The sequence below is a fragment of the Candidatus Nitrotoga arctica genome, assembly GCF_918378365.1.
GTDB classification, from domain to species: Bacteria; Pseudomonadota; Gammaproteobacteria; order Burkholderiales; family Gallionellaceae; genus Nitrotoga; species Nitrotoga arctica.
Genome location: NZ_OU912926.1, coordinates 2,745,082 through 2,759,038 on the forward strand (window position 1 = coordinate 2,745,082; position 13,957 = coordinate 2,759,038).

The window sequence follows — 13,957 nt, forward strand, 5'->3', positions numbered from 1 at the left end:
ATGAGAAGTCGTCTTTTCTCATCGCACCCAAATAAAATTCTATAAGCACATGAACTTCATTATTCAAGGCATTCAAGACATCGCCCCTGCTCATTTAACCTATCTTGCCGGGTTGACCACCGCATCCCGCATTGAACAGACCTCGACCCATACCTACCGACTGTATGATGCCAAGCCGCATGATGCCGTTGCTGCTTATTGTCACGAACACCAATTCGACTATGGCTATGTCCGTCCAAACCAGCATCTATCAGACTTTGGTTTGGTAGTGATGGACATGGATTCCACCCTCATCTCCATAGAATGTATCGACGAGGTGGCCGATATGGTCCACATTAAGCCGCAGGTAGCGGCCATCACTGAAGCCGCGATGCGCGGCGAGATTGATTTCAGTGAGAGCCTGTGTCGCCGTGTGGCATTGCTGGCTGGGCTGGAAGAAAGTGCATTGCAACGCGTGTATGACGAGCGTCTACAGCTCAATCACGGTGCTGAAGCCCTGTTGGCGAAACTAAAAGAATACGGTATCAAGACCATGTTGGTGTCGGGTGGCTTTGACTTTTTCGCTGACCGCTTGAAACAACGTCTGGGTCTCGACTACGCGCATGCCAATACACTGGAAATCATCAACGGCCAACTTACTGGTAAAGTACTCGGGGGTGTTCTCGACGCACAAGGTAAAGCTGATTGGTTGGTGCGTATCCGCGATAAATTGAAGCTTAAAGCGGAACAGGTTATTGCTATGGGCGACGGCGCCAACGATCTCAAGATGATGGCGCAAGCGGGCGTCAGTATCGCCTATCACGCCAAGCCGATAGTACTCGCACAGGCCAGTTATGCGTTTAACTTTGTGGGACTGGATGGGTTAGTGAATTTATTTGACAATTAAGTTCAATATCTTTAATTAAGCATCGGACATAAAAAACATACTTTACAATTAGCCAGAAGAGAAACCTGACGTCATGGATTTTAAAGAGTTTATTCTGTCTTTTAAGACACATACTGCGCCTATTCCGTTCACCGAGAAATTACGCAACGGCTTGATCGGTGGACTTGCCATCCTGCTCTTGGGATTAGTGCTCAAATATTTGCCACAGGCCAACTATCCTTTTGTCATGCTGGGTTCAATAGCGGCCTCTGCGGTGCTACTCTTTGCTGCACCCCATAGTCCGATGGCGCAACCATGGCCTGTGTTCGGTGGCCATTTAATTTCGGCGCTAGCAGGTTGGTTATGCAGCCAGTTCATTAGTGACCCATTATTAGCCGCAGGCTGTGCCGTGGGATTGGCGATCTTTCTGATGCATTACCTGAATTGCCTACATCCCCCGGGTGCATCCACGGCGCTCACGTTAGTGCTGTTCAGTGCACAATTTCACCCTATGGGTTGGCCATGGGTAGTATGTATCGTGCTGGCGAATATCGTAATTTCCTTGCTACTGGCATTACTGATCAACAACCTTCTGCCTGGCAGGAGTTACCCGGTGCGGCATACTCCCCAACCCATAGTACCAACAGATACTCGACCCAAGCACGTCCAACTGAAACAGACTGATATCGAATGGGCACTGACTCAAATGGATGGCGTGATCGACGTCAGCGAAGAAGACCTGGTCGAGATCTACGAGCTAGCCATTAACCATGCACGGAATCGTGACGGTAAAATTAGCGCTTGATCCGTTGCCATAGCACGTTTGTGATTATTTGTAATGCAAAGGAACCGAGATGAGTGACTTATTGGGTGACGCATTCGCTCCAAGCTTCGATAACCCATTGGAAATGCTGTTAGCGTGTCACGGCAAGATACAGTCACAGTGCGCCACGCTGCGCAAGTTACTGCAACACCTCTCCTCTCATGGCTGCGATGCGCAGGCACAACAAGCAGCGCAGGCCATCCTGCGCTATTTCGATACCGCCGGGCAGAATCACCATGACGACGAGGAGCAGGATTTATTCCCGTGCCTGCTCGCCACCCCAAACGCAGAGGTACACGAATTAATAGCGCGCTTGCTGGACGAGCACAAGGTGCTAAATGCGGCGTGGCAACAGTTGCGCCCTTTGTTACTTGGTATTGCAGAAGGCCGCGCGGCGGAGTTGGACATTAAAGTGGTGGAGCATTTCATCACAGTCCATGATCACCACATCTCCCTGGAAAATGCGCAGCTATTGCCACAAGCGGCAAAGCTGCTGGATCATATCCAACTGGAAACACTTGGTAGAAGCATGGCGGCACGGCGCGGGGTTGTGTTTCCAATACATGATCCTAATGACGGTTAATCCATTTATACGTCAATGGTGGAATAATTACTTCCTCGCATAAACCGATGAGGTAATTCATGCCACGACCACCGCAGAACAGGACAGACAAGGACAGGGTAGAGTAGAAAACAGGATCTCACCTGCCCTCCCTCATCAAACCGTGCCTGCAGTTTTGCGAGTTTTTGCTTCGCAAAAGCCCTGCCAACCCCAATTCCCGCACACGGCTTTCCGATGTTCTTCACGCCAAAGCATGCGCCGTTTTCCAGCCAGCCGTTGTCGGAACCTTATATAGCCCATAGCGCGTATAACGATAATTGGGGTTAGATCAAATTAAACTGATTGATGGTAGGCCGCTATACATATGAACCCACCGCAATAACAGCACCGACCCCGAGACCGTAGGGAATATGGGAAAGTGTGCTGGCAAGCAGTGCATTCGAACCTTGCGGCCCATGCTGCCCGAAAAAGCCCCAACCGAAAGATGGCAGAAGAACGAGCCAAGGCAGCAATGATGTAGTCAGGCCGAATAGCAAGCCGCCAAGCAAATGATTGCTGGGAAGGGGCAGCCCTGTGGCTTGGAAAAAAAGCGGGTAGATAAGCGCCACACCGCCACCGCCAACAAGGAAATGGAATGCCCATCCAGCCTTTACCTCGCATGTAGATGGCTTGGAATCGAGGATGTTGGCATGGACGAATTGTCCGCGCAGCAAGCCCAAGAACCAACGGCCAACCAAAGCGATATTTACGCCACTGGTAATGCCGACCTTGGCCGCATAAGTTTCGGTGACGTCCATGAGCACCGCACCAACCATGCCCCCTAGAAAAGCCCAAGCTAATATTTCCATCAGTTACCTCGCGTAGCCTGAGGTTTAAAGTAAGGGGCTGCCGTGCTCTTGCGGCGGTCCCGCTTGAATGCACGGTTGCTCGTTAGATATTTTTCGCAATGATGTGAGTTGGGATATTGTCGATACTTGATTGGTTTTTTTCTTCCCAGTACTGCTTCAGCCCGTCGTTACCTTTCTTCATTGCCCAGTCCGAGAGCAGCCCCCTGTCGCCCGTATAGGCGTAATAAGGTGCCGCCATTCCACAAGATGTTTGCATCTATAGACCCGGCACGATTTATAAGTGAACTTTTCTTGATTTTCGATGTCCATGGAGTATGGAAAAAGAAGATGCCCGCAAGCAGTCGCGAGAAGTACTGCATGAACGACGCAAGCAAGTCATTCGTATGCACCGCAAAGGTGTGGCGGTGATGGAGATCGTGGTGCAAACGGGACTGAGCTGGACGGCAGTCAATACGGCGCTGCGGTTGTATAAGGCTGAAGGTTCGGGGGCACTCAAGCCCGGCGTTCGGGGTAAAAAACCTGGCAGTGGACGTCGCTTGACGATTAGCCAAGAGCTGGCGATTCAACAAACCATCTGCGACAGACGCCCCGAACAACTCAAGATGGATTTTGCGCTATGGAGCAGGCCCGCTGTGCGCCAGCACATTGAGCTGGCGCACAGTATCAAGCTGTCTATTCGGGCAGTAGGCAACTACTTGGCACGTTGGGGTTTTACACCACAAAAACCCATTAAAAAAGCATACGAGCAGCGGCCTGAAGCCGTCCAGGCTTGGCTTGATGAACAATATCCGGCCATTGAAGCCAGAGCAAAAACAGAAGGTGCGGAAATTCACTGGGGCGACGAGACGGCGCTAGTCAACACGGATGTCAGAGGCAGGAGCTATGCGCCGGTGGGCAAGACACCTGTGACGTTCGCAGTAGGCGGCACGCGCCACAAGCTATCGATGATTGCGACGGTAACCAATCAGGGTAAAACGCGCTGGATGATTATTGATGAGGCATTTAACTCCGACAAGCTCATTGAATTTCTGGAGGCGCTCATCAAGGATACAGACCGCAAGGTGTTTCTGATACTGGACAACTTGAGAGTTCATCACAGCAAACCTGTAAAGGCTTGGGCTGCCGAGAACGCACAGAAAATCGAGTTGTTCTACTTGCCCAGCTACAGCCCTGAACTCAACCCCGAAGAAAGACTGAATGCGGATCTCAAACACGTCATCACTTCAAAGGTGCCAGTGCGCACCAAGGCAAAACTCAGAGCTGCTGCGACTGATCACATGATCATGCTTGAGCAAAACCCCGAACGCGTGCGCCGTTATTTCCGCGACCCAAAAGTCGCCTACGCGGCTTCATGAATAATTCGTGCCGGATCAATAGATCAATTGAAAGATCAAATATCTGACGTGCCCCGGGCAACGGATTGAAATGGGCGAAAAGCTTTCCCCAATCATCGTCGTTCTTGTGGACAACCCTTGCTGTTCCGTAAAGACGAAGAATAAGAGGCGGCCCTTCGAATGCGCAAAACATAATCGTCATGCGCGGGTTTTGCTGTACATGGGCTGATGTTTCGTTTCCGCTACCTGTTACGTTAAGCCAGATCGCCCGATTATTTTTTAAAACTCGAAAGGAGTCCATTCCCTTTGGAGATACATTAACTCGACTATCGCCAGTTGCCGTGCCCACGAAAAATATCTTTTGTTCAGAGATGAATTCAATCAATCGTTGAGAGAGTGCTTCGTATCGCTTACCCATGGCATTCCTTGATGTTTATGTTATAACCGGCACCGGCGGCCTTATCTCCGGCGTCCGTGTTGATGGATGGGTTGGGCGTCGTCTTCAAGGACTTGAGCTGCTCCAACCGACTTCCGAGAATGGCAAAGCCACGACTTACGCGTGGCGAAGATTTGCATTGGGGATACGACGCGACAGCCATAGTAGATATGCACCGATAACAACATCAACCGAGAAACAGAAAACGGGATACCAACCAGGAACACCAGCGTTTGTGATGAACTGACTATGCGTCAAGTCGTACAGCCCGTGAAGTATCCAGAATGCGCCGACCACTACCGCTGACTGACGGACGCTCACCAATGCGAAAACCAGCCCAACTACGACAAACGGAACACCGTAGATCATTTCTTTGACGCCCACAGCCTGCTCACCAGCTTGTAGAGCAAAAAATGCGTACAAGCTAGGCAGAGTGAGCAGACCAAATGAATACAACCAACTCTGCCCACGAATGATCCGTGCCAAGACTATCGTGAGAACACCTACCGCGACACCAATGAGGGCTTCAATCAAGACTCTCTCCTTCCTTTAGACGCATAACGTTTGAGCTAACCGGCACATTGTGGTGTGACGGCACTTGACCCAGAATGAAATGGCGGGGCAAATGACGACACGCTGCAATTTGTCCGATTGAGCGAATGGTTCCAACAAACGATTCAGATTGTGGCTCGCTTCGCGATCACAATCTAACCTTACTCGTTGAGCGCCCATATTCACAAGAAACTAGGCTGATGCCGTGGATGAAAAACGATTTGGCTCTTTGCCTTCCTGAACAGCCCACACGATCAGGACAATCCATCCGATTATTGGGATGAGCCAGAGAAGAAGAAACCATCCACTTCTATTAACGTCATGCAGCCGCCGTGCCCCCACTGCCAGAGACGGTAATAGAACTCCCAATGAAAATAGCCCTGACAATGTTTCGCTTACGATGCCTGATGCCGCTGACACGAGAAATGTAAAAAGGAAAAACCACCAGTACTCTGACCGAGGCGCGCGCCCGTCAAATGACGCATATTTTGAGAAGCAGGTGCTAATAGATTCACCAAACGTCATTTTGTCTCTCCCTATTTAAGTCGATTAGAACAACATGGGTGCAACAGCTTCGGATACCGATCGAGCACAGTTCATTCAGGTAGGGCGCCCAATTTGTAATATATCGCAAAACACGGGCAATGCTGAGCTAGCCGCCACTCTTTCCTACACTGGCTACCAACATTGATTTCTTAAGTAGCCAAGCCAGATAAACCGCTAATACAACGTCGCAAGAAAGGCAGAACATCGGCCACCAGACCGGAACGCCGGGGTTGCTGGTTACGAGTGCGTGGAAAAAGTCGAAAACGCTGTGAGCAAGTAGTGCTGCAACAATCAACCATAAATTTCGTTTGAACCCGAGAACAGCCACGCCAAAGAATATGGCAATAAAAATGAATTCAATCAACAGGGTTTTGCCTGATCCTCCCATGACCGCAAAAAGCCCATAGTAAGAAGCAATCACTACCATGATGGTTGGATAAAATACCCGGTCACGGTCAAACCCAATGAACGTTGCGGATAGTGACACAGCTAATGCGATCGCTAGACCTACAAAATATTCCATGCTTTTTCCTTTGCTCTTCTGTTCAGTTTAATCCACATGAACATCATTTTTACCTCAACAGTTTTTGCAGTTCGGCGGCAATCGGCATCCGTTTAAATATCCCTACATTCGTACCGCCAGTATTTCCGGTTGGGACAATGCCGATGCACGATCCTATTGCGCCCAACATGATGCGTAGCAGCTGCCCGCTCATTTCGCGCGAAGAGTTGCGCTGATAGCCGATTTTCAGCATGAACCAATGCGTCTGAACATGCCGCAGAACATGTCGTTGGCCCAGTATATGGACTGTCAAGCTTCTTGAACGCTTGATCAAGGTCGCCTGCATGGATCAGATGCCGAGCAGCGTAGAGCTCGGTGTCATAGGCTAGTGTCAGTGCAGTCCTTTTCATGTTGCGCTCCTTTTTGTTCTTAATATCCCGTTATTTCACAGATCATTTCTTTACAGGTGTCTCGATGATCGGCCCCGAGATGCTGCCCAGAAACGCGACAATGTCGGTTATTTCCGTTTCGGATAAGCGCAACGGCTTGCGTTCTGAATGTCCGACTGCGGCCTTCGGCGCACTGATGTAATGGTGAATCACTTCATTGAGCGTACCGATTTGACCAGCATGCATGTAAGGCGGCCTGAGCGCCACATTGCGCAGGCTGGGTACCTTGAAAGCGCCTTCCATTCCACGATCCTCTTTGGCCATGAATCGAAGTTCCTGGCACTGATCGTGTTTAGCATCACTAAATTGGCCAAGGCAATTAAATTCGTCGTTCAATACCTTGGCCAGTGCCACACTTCGCCCATGATCCGGTTTGGCAGGATCGCGTGGCGGCACACCGGTATTATGGAAATACTGATCTGTCAGCAGCGGCCCACCATGACACGTCACACACCCGCCTTTGCCGATGTAGATTCTAAGGCCATTGATTTCCTGCGGCTTGAGTAACTGCATTGCAGCGGGATCCTGTTTCAAGACTCCTTCGACGTAACGATCGAAACGCGATTCTCCATAATGAAGTGTTTTCTCATAAGTCGCGATTGCTTTGCCCATATTGGCAAAAATGCGTGAAATTTGATTCCGAGTAGTCGCATCGATTGCGTTCCAGGCCGCCTGCTCCGATGGCGAGCCATTTGGTCCTGCATTTCGTGGAAGTCGACCAAGGTCTGGCATGGGACCGAATATCGCTTCATACTCGCTCTGATAGTTCGCTTGCATGACGTGCGCATAAGCCAGACGGTTGCCCCCATGTTCAACACTATCCTCCAGCGGGCCGAGCGATTGAGCCCATATGCTGTCTTTGCGGCCATCCCAAAAGAACCAGGCGTTGTGACCTAACTCGGCAAGCGGCATTGCCCTGCGCGCGCCAATCCCGACACCCTTCCCAAGCGCACGACCGTCTTGGAACTGCTTCTTTGGATCGTGGCAACTGGCACATGAAACAGCACCGTTGCTACTGAAGCGCTCATCCGAAAAAATGCGTTTGCCAAGGTCGGCTGCCGCAGGCAAATTCTCGAACGCATTGGACGCATCTTTTGGTGTGGGTGGGAGTGCGCTGATCCGCAATGACGCCAGGGTCAAAAGTTCGCTCTGTGTCCAGCGCCCGTTAGTGTCGCCAACCACCTTACTCATCTCGGTTGAATTACTGGTTACAGATAAGCTGGAAAGCAGGACGACACCGGCAATCGCTGTAGCTATTAAAACGAGCTTGGACATTGTTCGACCTTTATTGAAGGCGCGCTATAGCAACTGAACCAGGTTGTTCAATAACCTTGTTAAAGGTCACTCTATCCGTGCCGAGCTTCGACGTAACTGCCAACTTGATTTCCCACCAGCCTGACATGCTGAACTTCATGCCCTCCAGCAGATACCGTCCGTCACCGAGCTCCTTGGTCACTTTAGGTTGAGTTGGAAAGCCGTGTCCATGCTGGGGCATTCCCCCGCTCACATCAATGTGGGCGTTGGAGACAGGATCACCTGACGGTGTTCTGACCTTTATTTCCCAAGCGTGCATCTTGTTGATGTCGATTGGGGTTACCAATGAATGCGCTTCAACCAGGTATATGTTCTGATCCGTTGTACGGCCCAGCGAGAGATTCAGGTTGTTCGGCACGGACATGCAGCCTGAAACCGCAATCAGTCCGAGGGACGAAATTATGAGAAGAATTTTTCTATACATTTTGATCACCTTGAAAAAGTATTGAGGTGTTGTGATCGATTGAAGACAAACTGCTCCTTCGATCACAACTCTTTTTTGTTTAGCCTTTGACACATGCGCAGTTATCACCGCATTGGCATTGAGAGCCGCAGTTGCAACTACTTTGTTCAGCCGGCTGCTGACAGCCGCATTGACAAGCCGCGCCGATGCAAGCATTACATTTACAAGTTGATTCGATAGATGTGTTCATGATGATTTTCCTTTTCAGTTAAATGGAGAAGATGTGTTGCGATCGATTGAAGACAAACTGCTCCTTCGATCACAACTTTTTTTGGTTTAGCCTTTGACGCATGCGCAGTTATCACCGCATTGGCATTGAGTGCCGCAGCTGCAACTCTTTTGTTCAGCCGACTGCTGACAGCCGCATTGGCAGGTTGCGCCGATGCAAGCATTACATGTACAAGCTGATTCGATAGATGTATTCATGATGACTTTCCTTTTCGGTTAAATGGAGAAGTCAGTGTAGGCGCCGGCATTGAAGCTAGCTTGAACGAAACGGCTATTCTGGTTGAATACTGATTGGCGCAACGCCAAACATCCGTTTGAAGGTGCGGGAAAAGTGGGCGGAGTCGGCAAACCCTCCCGCATATGACGCTTCGGTCAGACTTGCACCGGCTGCATAGGAGGAAATGGAGCTTCCAAGACGCAGCCATAGAATGTAAGGCCGGAAACGAATGCCGGTTTGCTCGATGAAAAGGTGGCGAAAACGTTCAGGGGACAAGTGCACAGCATCTGCAATGTCGGCGAGACTGATGGTTTGTCCAAGTCGCTCGTGTAGCAACTCTATCGCACGCAAAATTCGTTTGTCTACGGGTGTCGATGGTAGCGGGCTCGTTGCGGCCAGACTAATAATCACGGCGCGCGCGCAAGCAATTAAGTCCTGGTCAGCGCGTTTTTCATTGTATGCGGCAGCGAGGGTTGCAATGTCTGGAAGAATTGTTTCGTCGGAAAGCGATGTGATACCTTCGCAGAATCGCGCGCGTATTGCTTGGCCTTCGCATGATTCCGGCTCGACAAAAATCAGTGCGACAAGCTCGCCGCGCGCCTCGAAAGCGTGGGAATGGTGGGCCGGGACTATCGCTGCCGTATAATTTTTCCAGTCTTCACCGGGGCATCGGATCCGCAACTCGCCTTTAGAAAGCACCAATGTAATCTGGATTGCATGGTGAGAATGAAAACCGGTAGACTCTTCAGCACGCCCTATCCAAACACTCCCTCCCCGCCAAAACAAGATACGCCCGGTTCCGGTTTGCTTGATTCCACCTCGTAGCGAAGAAGCCATATAGTTACCCTCAGTTACGAACTATTTCACCGTTAACTAAAATGTTCTTCGTACTACGAGAAATGCCCGCCCTCATGCCCGATAGTCGTAAAGATTGGAAACTAGAAATTGGCAACAAGTAATCAAGTTTTCAATCCCCAGTCGCTCCTCTTGCACTTTATTCTTCGCTAATCTCCACCTTGGTCATCACGTCGCCTTGATTAATGGCATTGACCGCATCCATGCCTTCGATAACTTTGCCAAAAACCGTGTGCTTGCCATCCAAGTGGTTCTGGGGACTGTGGGTAATAAAGAATTGGCTACCGTTGCTGTTAGGGCCGGAGTTGGCCATGGAGAGATATCCGGTGCCATGTTTGAGCGGATTGCCACTGGTCTCATCTTCAAACTTATAGCCTGGCCCACCGCGTCCACTACCTGTGGGATCGCCGCCCTGAATCATAAAATCACTGATCACGCGGTGGAAAATGAGACCATCGTAGAAACCCTCACGCACCAGGAAAACAAAGTTGTTCACAGTCTTGGGAGCATGTTGCGGGTAAAGTTCGATCACAATGTTCCCGCGCTCAGTTACCACGGTAGCTGTGTATTTTTTATTAGGGTCAATCAGCATTGCAGGGGAGGTTGTCCATTGTTTTGACATTTTTCGGTTCCTTATGGTTTGTCTTGATAAAAAGTTAAAAGTTAAAAAACACTAGCAGATACTTAGAAAAAGTAATGGATGTGAGAATATTTAACTGTCCGATGCAGATATGTCAGAGTTATTGGCAGAAGAAGTTAGATAGGCTTTCTAATTGTTATCATCACCGCCCACACACCCAAGAGCACATACAAAAGCAGAGACCATTCCGGGATGCCCAAGCCAAGGAAAGTCCAGCCTTTTGCGGCACATTCACCGGAACCGTGCATAAGTTCCTGCCACACTTCTGCCATAGGGAAGTTTCCCAGCATGTACTCCAAACCTGGGCCGCAGGCAGGTACTTGATCTTTGGGCAAATGCTGAAGCCATATATGACGACTGGCAGCACTCACACCGCTCAACGCCAATAGTGCTATCAATGCTCCATACACTTTCGTACCGCGGCGTTTGGGGTTGTGCAGAGTGGCAATAGCAAACAGAACGAACATAGCAATGAAGATGAAGCGCTGGATCATGCATAAAGGGCAGGGCTCCTGATGCAGAACATATTGCAGATAGAGCGCTGTGCCGAACGCACCGGCGATGACCAACGTCCCGGCCAGATATAGCCAGCGATTTGAAAGAGTGCGCCACAGATTATAAATTTTCATTGTGCAACCTCTTTATTCACGCCATCTATATCAATTCAGGCGCAGGATTTCCTACTCAAGATTCTGAATTTATTGGGACACTACGATGGAGGGCTCTTGTTCGTTACGCAACTTGCTGATTTTATTTTTCAACAGTTCTATCGTGAAGTTCACTTCCTCCTCGGTGGTGAAGCGTCCCACGGTGAACCGAATCGAGCTGCGTGCCAATACATCGCTGCGTCCCAAACCACGTAGCACATAGGACGGCTCCAGGCTTGCCGAAGTGCAGGCAGACCCACTGGATACCGCAATATCGGTGATCGCTTTGGTCAGCGAATCACCATCCACATAGTTGAAACTGACATTCAGGTTATGCGATACACGCTGCTTAAGGTCGCCGTTCAGGTACACGTCTCCTATGCTGGACAGGCCGCGCCACAGGCTGTCACGTAACGTGCGGATGCGTTCGTTTTCTGTTGTCATTTCCGCTTGCGCTATGCGAAACGCTTCGCCCATGCCAACGATCTGGTGCGTTGCCAAGGTTCCTGAACGCATACCACGTTCATGCCCACCACCATGCATCTGTGCTTCCAGACGCACTCGTGGCTTGCGCCGCACATACAGCGCACCGATACCTTTTGGGCCATAAGTTTTGTGTGCGGAAAACGACATCAGGTCAACTTTCAAGCGCAGCAGGTCGATCACTATTTTTCCGGTAGCCTGCGCCGCATCAACATGGAACAGAATGCCACGCGCACGGCATATTTCACCGATCGCAGCAATATCTTGAATCACACCGATTTCGTTGTTGACATACATTACTGAAACAATGATGGTATCAGGACGCAATGCCGCCTTGAATTTATCCAGATCGAGTAAGCCATTCGGTTCGGAATCAAGGTACGTTGCAGAAAACCCTTGTCGCTCCAGTTCGCACACGGTATCGAGCACCGCCTTGTGCTCGATTTTCATCGTGACAATGTGCTTACCCTTATTCTGGTAGAAATATGCTGCGCCCTTCAGCGCCAGATTATTGGATTCGGTCGCACCTGAAGTCCAGACGATTTCTTTGGGGTCGGCGTTTACCAGTGCCGCCACCTGCTCACGCGCGCGTTCCACCGCCTCCTCCGCCACCTGACCATAGATATGGGGGCTTGCCGGGTTGCCGAACTTCTCTGTTAGATAGGGGATCATTGCTTCAGCAACACGCGGATCAACTGGCGTGGTCGCTGAATAGTCCAAGTAAATTGGGAGATGCAGACTCATTTTAATTTTGGATTCAAATTATGCCTCGCGCGCTAACGCCAGAAATTCCGTACGCAATGCCAGATTTGGTTGAAGTTCACCGAGCATCGCTGACGTGACGGTTTCTTCTCCCTCGGTGCTAATGCCGCGGCTTTCCATGCACATATGCCGACAGCGAATCACCACGCCCGCTGCTTTCGGTTCCAGATGCGTCATCAAGGCGTTGGCAATTTGAATGGTGAGCCGTTCTTGTACTTGTAATCGCCTGGAAAAACAATTGACCAAGCGCGTCAGCTTAGATAAACCCACTATTTTTCCGTTAGGAACATAACCGATCGTAGCTTTGCCAAAGAAAGGCGCCAGATGATGCTCACAATGACTATAAACAGGAATGCCTCGTATCACGATAAGTTCGTTGTACTCCTCAGCTCCATCTTCAAATACCTTTAGAAGTTCAGCCGGGTCTTGGGCATATCCGGAAGTCCAGTGCTTCCAGGCAGTAACAAGGCGAGACGGTGTTTCAACCAGACCGGCTCTATTGGGATCCTCTCCTAAACTCACCAGAAGCCGACGCCAGTCCTGCTCGGTAAACTGTTGTTCTGACATCTGTGCTTTTCCTGTCAATGTTGGTACCCTATAAAGCTTGGATCAATCCCAGCGGTTGTCGCGTACTTGAATCTCGTCGTCTTCGATGCGTACGGGAAAGGTAGCGGTCGGTTCGTAAGCAGGAGCAGTCAATGCCTCGCCAGTGCGGATGCTGAAACGTGCGCCGTGGCGAGGGCAAATAATCTGGTCGCCTTCGACCGTGCCGCCAGTGAGCCGGCCAGAATCATGAGTGCAGACGTCCTCAATGGCATAATATTGGCCTTCAAGATTGAATACCACCGCCTCCGCGCCATCCAAATCCACGACTCGCCACTCGCCTGGCGCAAGTTCACCGACACGCGCAACCGTCACCCAATCACTCATTCCAATTCCATTTTAATTGTTCCAGTGCGCTAATCTAGAGCTTGATACGAATTTATGTAGCAAGTCTTGAATAGATAAAGATGTTGCCGCAACTTATTCTCCAAAAGCCAATACTTGATTTAATAGGTTGGCATTGTGCTATCGACTTGCTGAGCCCAAGCATGGACGCCACCTGTCAAGTTGCTAACTTGAGTAAAACCATTCTGTTCTAAAAAAACCGCAATCTGCATACTGCGCATACCGTGATGGCAAATACAGACAATTGATTGCTCCGCATCTAACCCCGACAGCCTGTCAGGAATGGTATTCATCGGCATCGTCAACGCTCCGTCAATATGACAGGTTTGAAATTCCCATGGCTCACGCACGTCGAGCAATACTGGTTTATCTCGCGTTATATCCGAGAGCCATGCGGCTAAATCCGGTGCAGTTAAAGTTTGCATAATAGTGGGGCCATTTATTCGCGAATGAAATAAATATAGTTATCTGACTCTATTTAAA

Annotated in this window: 21 protein-coding genes; 4 read left to right on the plus strand and 17 right to left on the minus strand. The window is 50.0% G+C overall.

Annotated features, from left to right (window positions below):
• The first annotated feature begins 49 nt into the window (after positions 1–49).
• The 3 genes from serB to MKZ32_RS12550 all read left to right on the plus strand — a co-directional run bounded on the left by serB (position 50) and on the right by MKZ32_RS12550 (position 2,271).
• Positions 50–886 (plus strand): phosphoserine phosphatase SerB, encoded by an 837-nt coding sequence (gene serB / locus MKZ32_RS12540; RefSeq protein WP_239797576.1) that lies wholly within the window; start codon positions 50–52, stop codon positions 884–886.
• Between the two features lie 73 nt (positions 887–959).
• Positions 960–1,670, plus strand: coding sequence for an HPP family protein (locus tag MKZ32_RS12545; RefSeq protein WP_239797577.1), 711 nt, complete (start codon positions 960–962; stop codon positions 1,668–1,670).
• Between the two features lie 49 nt (positions 1,671–1,719).
• On the plus strand, positions 1,720–2,271 hold the full coding sequence (locus MKZ32_RS12550; protein WP_239797578.1) for a hemerythrin domain-containing protein: 552 nt from the start codon (positions 1,720–1,722) through the stop codon (positions 2,269–2,271).
• Between the two features lie 335 nt (positions 2,272–2,606).
• Here the strand turns inward: MKZ32_RS12550 and MKZ32_RS12555 are convergent, their stop codons facing one another.
• Complete coding sequence (locus MKZ32_RS12555; RefSeq protein WP_239797579.1) at positions 2,607–3,098, minus strand: DUF2938 family protein; 492 nt, start codon at positions 3,096–3,098, stop codon at positions 2,607–2,609.
• Positions 3,099–3,180: 82 nt separating this feature from the next.
• Complete coding sequence (locus tag MKZ32_RS12560) at positions 3,181–3,336, minus strand: hypothetical protein (RefSeq protein WP_239797580.1); 156 nt, start codon at positions 3,334–3,336, stop codon at positions 3,181–3,183.
• 76 nt (positions 3,337–3,412) lie between these two features.
• Between MKZ32_RS12560 and MKZ32_RS12565 the strand changes: the two genes are divergently transcribed.
• Positions 3,413–4,453, plus strand: coding sequence for an IS630 family transposase (locus MKZ32_RS12565; protein WP_239796039.1), 1,041 nt, complete (start codon positions 3,413–3,415; stop codon positions 4,451–4,453).
• Here MKZ32_RS12565 and MKZ32_RS12570 read toward each other — a convergent pair.
• From MKZ32_RS12570 to MKZ32_RS12635, 15 genes are all read right to left on the minus strand, one after another.
• Positions 4,380–4,850 carry a pyridoxamine 5'-phosphate oxidase family protein gene (locus tag MKZ32_RS12570; protein ID WP_239797581.1) on the minus strand — a complete coding sequence of 157 codons (471 nt, stop codon included), beginning with the start codon at positions 4,848–4,850 and terminating at the stop codon, positions 4,380–4,382. The genes MKZ32_RS12565 and MKZ32_RS12570 overlap by 74 nt on opposite strands.
• A 135-nt stretch (positions 4,851–4,985) precedes the next feature.
• A complete protein-coding gene (locus MKZ32_RS12575; protein WP_239797582.1) occupies positions 4,986–5,402 on the minus strand; it encodes a hypothetical protein in 417 nt (138 codons plus the stop codon).
• Between the two features lie 210 nt (positions 5,403–5,612).
• Positions 5,613–5,945 carry a DUF805 domain-containing protein gene (locus MKZ32_RS15765; protein WP_420887740.1) on the minus strand — a complete coding sequence of 111 codons (333 nt, stop codon included), beginning with the start codon at positions 5,943–5,945 and terminating at the stop codon, positions 5,613–5,615.
• A 127-nt stretch (positions 5,946–6,072) separates the two neighbouring features.
• On the minus strand, positions 6,073–6,489 hold the full coding sequence (locus MKZ32_RS12580; protein ID WP_239797583.1) for a DUF6010 family protein: 417 nt from the start codon (positions 6,487–6,489) through the stop codon (positions 6,073–6,075).
• 49 nt (positions 6,490–6,538) lie between these two features.
• On the minus strand, positions 6,539–6,814 hold the full coding sequence (locus tag MKZ32_RS12585) for a DUF3703 domain-containing protein (RefSeq protein WP_275584296.1): 276 nt from the start codon (positions 6,812–6,814) through the stop codon (positions 6,539–6,541).
• A gap of 106 nt (positions 6,815–6,920) precedes the next feature.
• Positions 6,921–8,192 (minus strand): cytochrome-c peroxidase, encoded by a 1,272-nt coding sequence (locus tag MKZ32_RS12590; RefSeq protein ID WP_239797585.1) that lies wholly within the window; start codon positions 8,190–8,192, stop codon positions 6,921–6,923.
• 10 nt (positions 8,193–8,202) lie between these two features.
• Complete coding sequence (locus MKZ32_RS12595) at positions 8,203–8,850, minus strand: FixH family protein (protein WP_239797586.1); 648 nt, start codon at positions 8,848–8,850, stop codon at positions 8,203–8,205.
• 5 nt (positions 8,851–8,855) lie between these two features.
• Positions 8,856–9,086: a hypothetical protein gene (locus tag MKZ32_RS12600; protein ID WP_239797587.1), complete on the minus strand. Its 231-nt coding sequence runs from the start codon at positions 9,084–9,086 to the stop codon at positions 8,856–8,858.
• 107 nt (positions 9,087–9,193) lie between these two features.
• Complete coding sequence (locus tag MKZ32_RS12605) at positions 9,194–9,976, minus strand: helix-turn-helix domain-containing protein (protein WP_239797588.1); 783 nt, start codon at positions 9,974–9,976, stop codon at positions 9,194–9,196.
• Between the two features lie 157 nt (positions 9,977–10,133).
• Positions 10,134–10,616: a peptidylprolyl isomerase gene (locus MKZ32_RS12610; RefSeq protein WP_275584297.1), complete on the minus strand. Its 483-nt coding sequence runs from the start codon at positions 10,614–10,616 to the stop codon at positions 10,134–10,136.
• 134 nt (positions 10,617–10,750) lie between these two features.
• The gene (locus MKZ32_RS12615) at positions 10,751–11,263 is read right to left on the minus strand and encodes a disulfide bond formation protein B (protein WP_239797589.1); all 513 of its coding nucleotides are present in this window, start codon (positions 11,261–11,263) and stop codon (positions 10,751–10,753) included.
• Between the two features lie 69 nt (positions 11,264–11,332).
• Positions 11,333–12,508: an IscS subfamily cysteine desulfurase gene (locus MKZ32_RS12620; protein WP_275584298.1), complete on the minus strand. Its 1,176-nt coding sequence runs from the start codon at positions 12,506–12,508 to the stop codon at positions 11,333–11,335.
• Between the two features lie 18 nt (positions 12,509–12,526).
• Positions 12,527–13,093: a GTP cyclohydrolase I FolE gene (gene folE, locus MKZ32_RS12625; protein ID WP_239797590.1), complete on the minus strand. Its 567-nt coding sequence runs from the start codon at positions 13,091–13,093 to the stop codon at positions 12,527–12,529.
• 42 nt (positions 13,094–13,135) lie between these two features.
• Positions 13,136–13,456, minus strand: a complete 321-nt coding sequence (locus tag MKZ32_RS12630) for a non-heme iron oxygenase ferredoxin subunit (RefSeq protein WP_239797591.1) — start codon at positions 13,454–13,456, stop codon at positions 13,136–13,138.
• A 119-nt stretch (positions 13,457–13,575) separates the two neighbouring features.
• A complete protein-coding gene (locus tag MKZ32_RS12635; protein WP_239797592.1) occupies positions 13,576–13,899 on the minus strand; it encodes a rhodanese-like domain-containing protein in 324 nt (107 codons plus the stop codon).
• Positions 13,900–13,957 lie beyond the last annotated feature (58 nt).

Coding starts and splice junctions, on each gene's coding strand:
- serB (WP_239797576.1), top strand. CDS start 50: ATGAACTTCATTATTCAAGGCATTCAAGACATCGCCCCTGCTCATTTA.
- MKZ32_RS12545 (WP_239797577.1), top strand. CDS start 960: ATGGATTTTAAAGAGTTTATTCTGTCTTTTAAGACACATACTGCGCCT.
- MKZ32_RS12550 (WP_239797578.1), top strand. CDS start 1,720: ATGAGTGACTTATTGGGTGACGCATTCGCTCCAAGCTTCGATAACCCA.
- MKZ32_RS12555 (WP_239797579.1), bottom strand. CDS start 3,098: ATGGAAATATTAGCTTGGGCTTTTCTAGGGGGCATGGTTGGTGCGGTG.
- MKZ32_RS12560 (WP_239797580.1), bottom strand. CDS start 3,336: ATGGCGGCACCTTATTACGCCTATACGGGCGACAGGGGGCTGCTCTCG.
- MKZ32_RS12565 (WP_239796039.1), top strand. CDS start 3,413: ATGGAAAAAGAAGATGCCCGCAAGCAGTCGCGAGAAGTACTGCATGAA.
- MKZ32_RS12570 (WP_239797581.1), bottom strand. CDS start 4,850: ATGGGTAAGCGATACGAAGCACTCTCTCAACGATTGATTGAATTCATC.
- MKZ32_RS15765 (WP_420887740.1), bottom strand. CDS start 5,945: ATGACGTTTGGTGAATCTATTAGCACCTGCTTCTCAAAATATGCGTCA.
- MKZ32_RS12580 (WP_239797583.1), bottom strand. CDS start 6,489: ATGGAATATTTTGTAGGTCTAGCGATCGCATTAGCTGTGTCACTATCC.
- MKZ32_RS12585 (WP_275584296.1), bottom strand. CDS start 6,814: ATGCAGGCGACCTTGATCAAGCGTTCAAGAAGCTTGACAGTCCATATA.
- MKZ32_RS12590 (WP_239797585.1), bottom strand. CDS start 8,192: ATGTCCAAGCTCGTTTTAATAGCTACAGCGATTGCCGGTGTCGTCCTG.
- MKZ32_RS12595 (WP_239797586.1), bottom strand. CDS start 8,850: ATGCTTGCATCGGCGCGGCTTGTCAATGCGGCTGTCAGCAGCCGGCTG.
- MKZ32_RS12600 (WP_239797587.1), bottom strand. CDS start 9,086: ATGCTTGCATCGGCGCAACCTGCCAATGCGGCTGTCAGCAGTCGGCTG.
- MKZ32_RS12605 (WP_239797588.1), bottom strand. CDS start 9,976: ATGGCTTCTTCGCTACGAGGTGGAATCAAGCAAACCGGAACCGGGCGT.
- MKZ32_RS12610 (WP_275584297.1), bottom strand. CDS start 10,616: ATGTCAAAACAATGGACAACCTCCCCTGCAATGCTGATTGACCCTAAT.
- MKZ32_RS12615 (WP_239797589.1), bottom strand. CDS start 11,263: ATGAAAATTTATAATCTGTGGCGCACTCTTTCAAATCGCTGGCTATAT.
- MKZ32_RS12620 (WP_275584298.1), bottom strand. CDS start 12,508: ATGAGTCTGCATCTCCCAATTTACTTGGACTATTCAGCGACCACGCCA.
- folE (WP_239797590.1), bottom strand. CDS start 13,093: ATGTCAGAACAACAGTTTACCGAGCAGGACTGGCGTCGGCTTCTGGTG.
- MKZ32_RS12630 (WP_239797591.1), bottom strand. CDS start 13,456: ATGAGTGATTGGGTGACGGTTGCGCGTGTCGGTGAACTTGCGCCAGGC.
- MKZ32_RS12635 (WP_239797592.1), bottom strand. CDS start 13,899: ATGCAAACTTTAACTGCACCGGATTTAGCCGCATGGCTCTCGGATATA.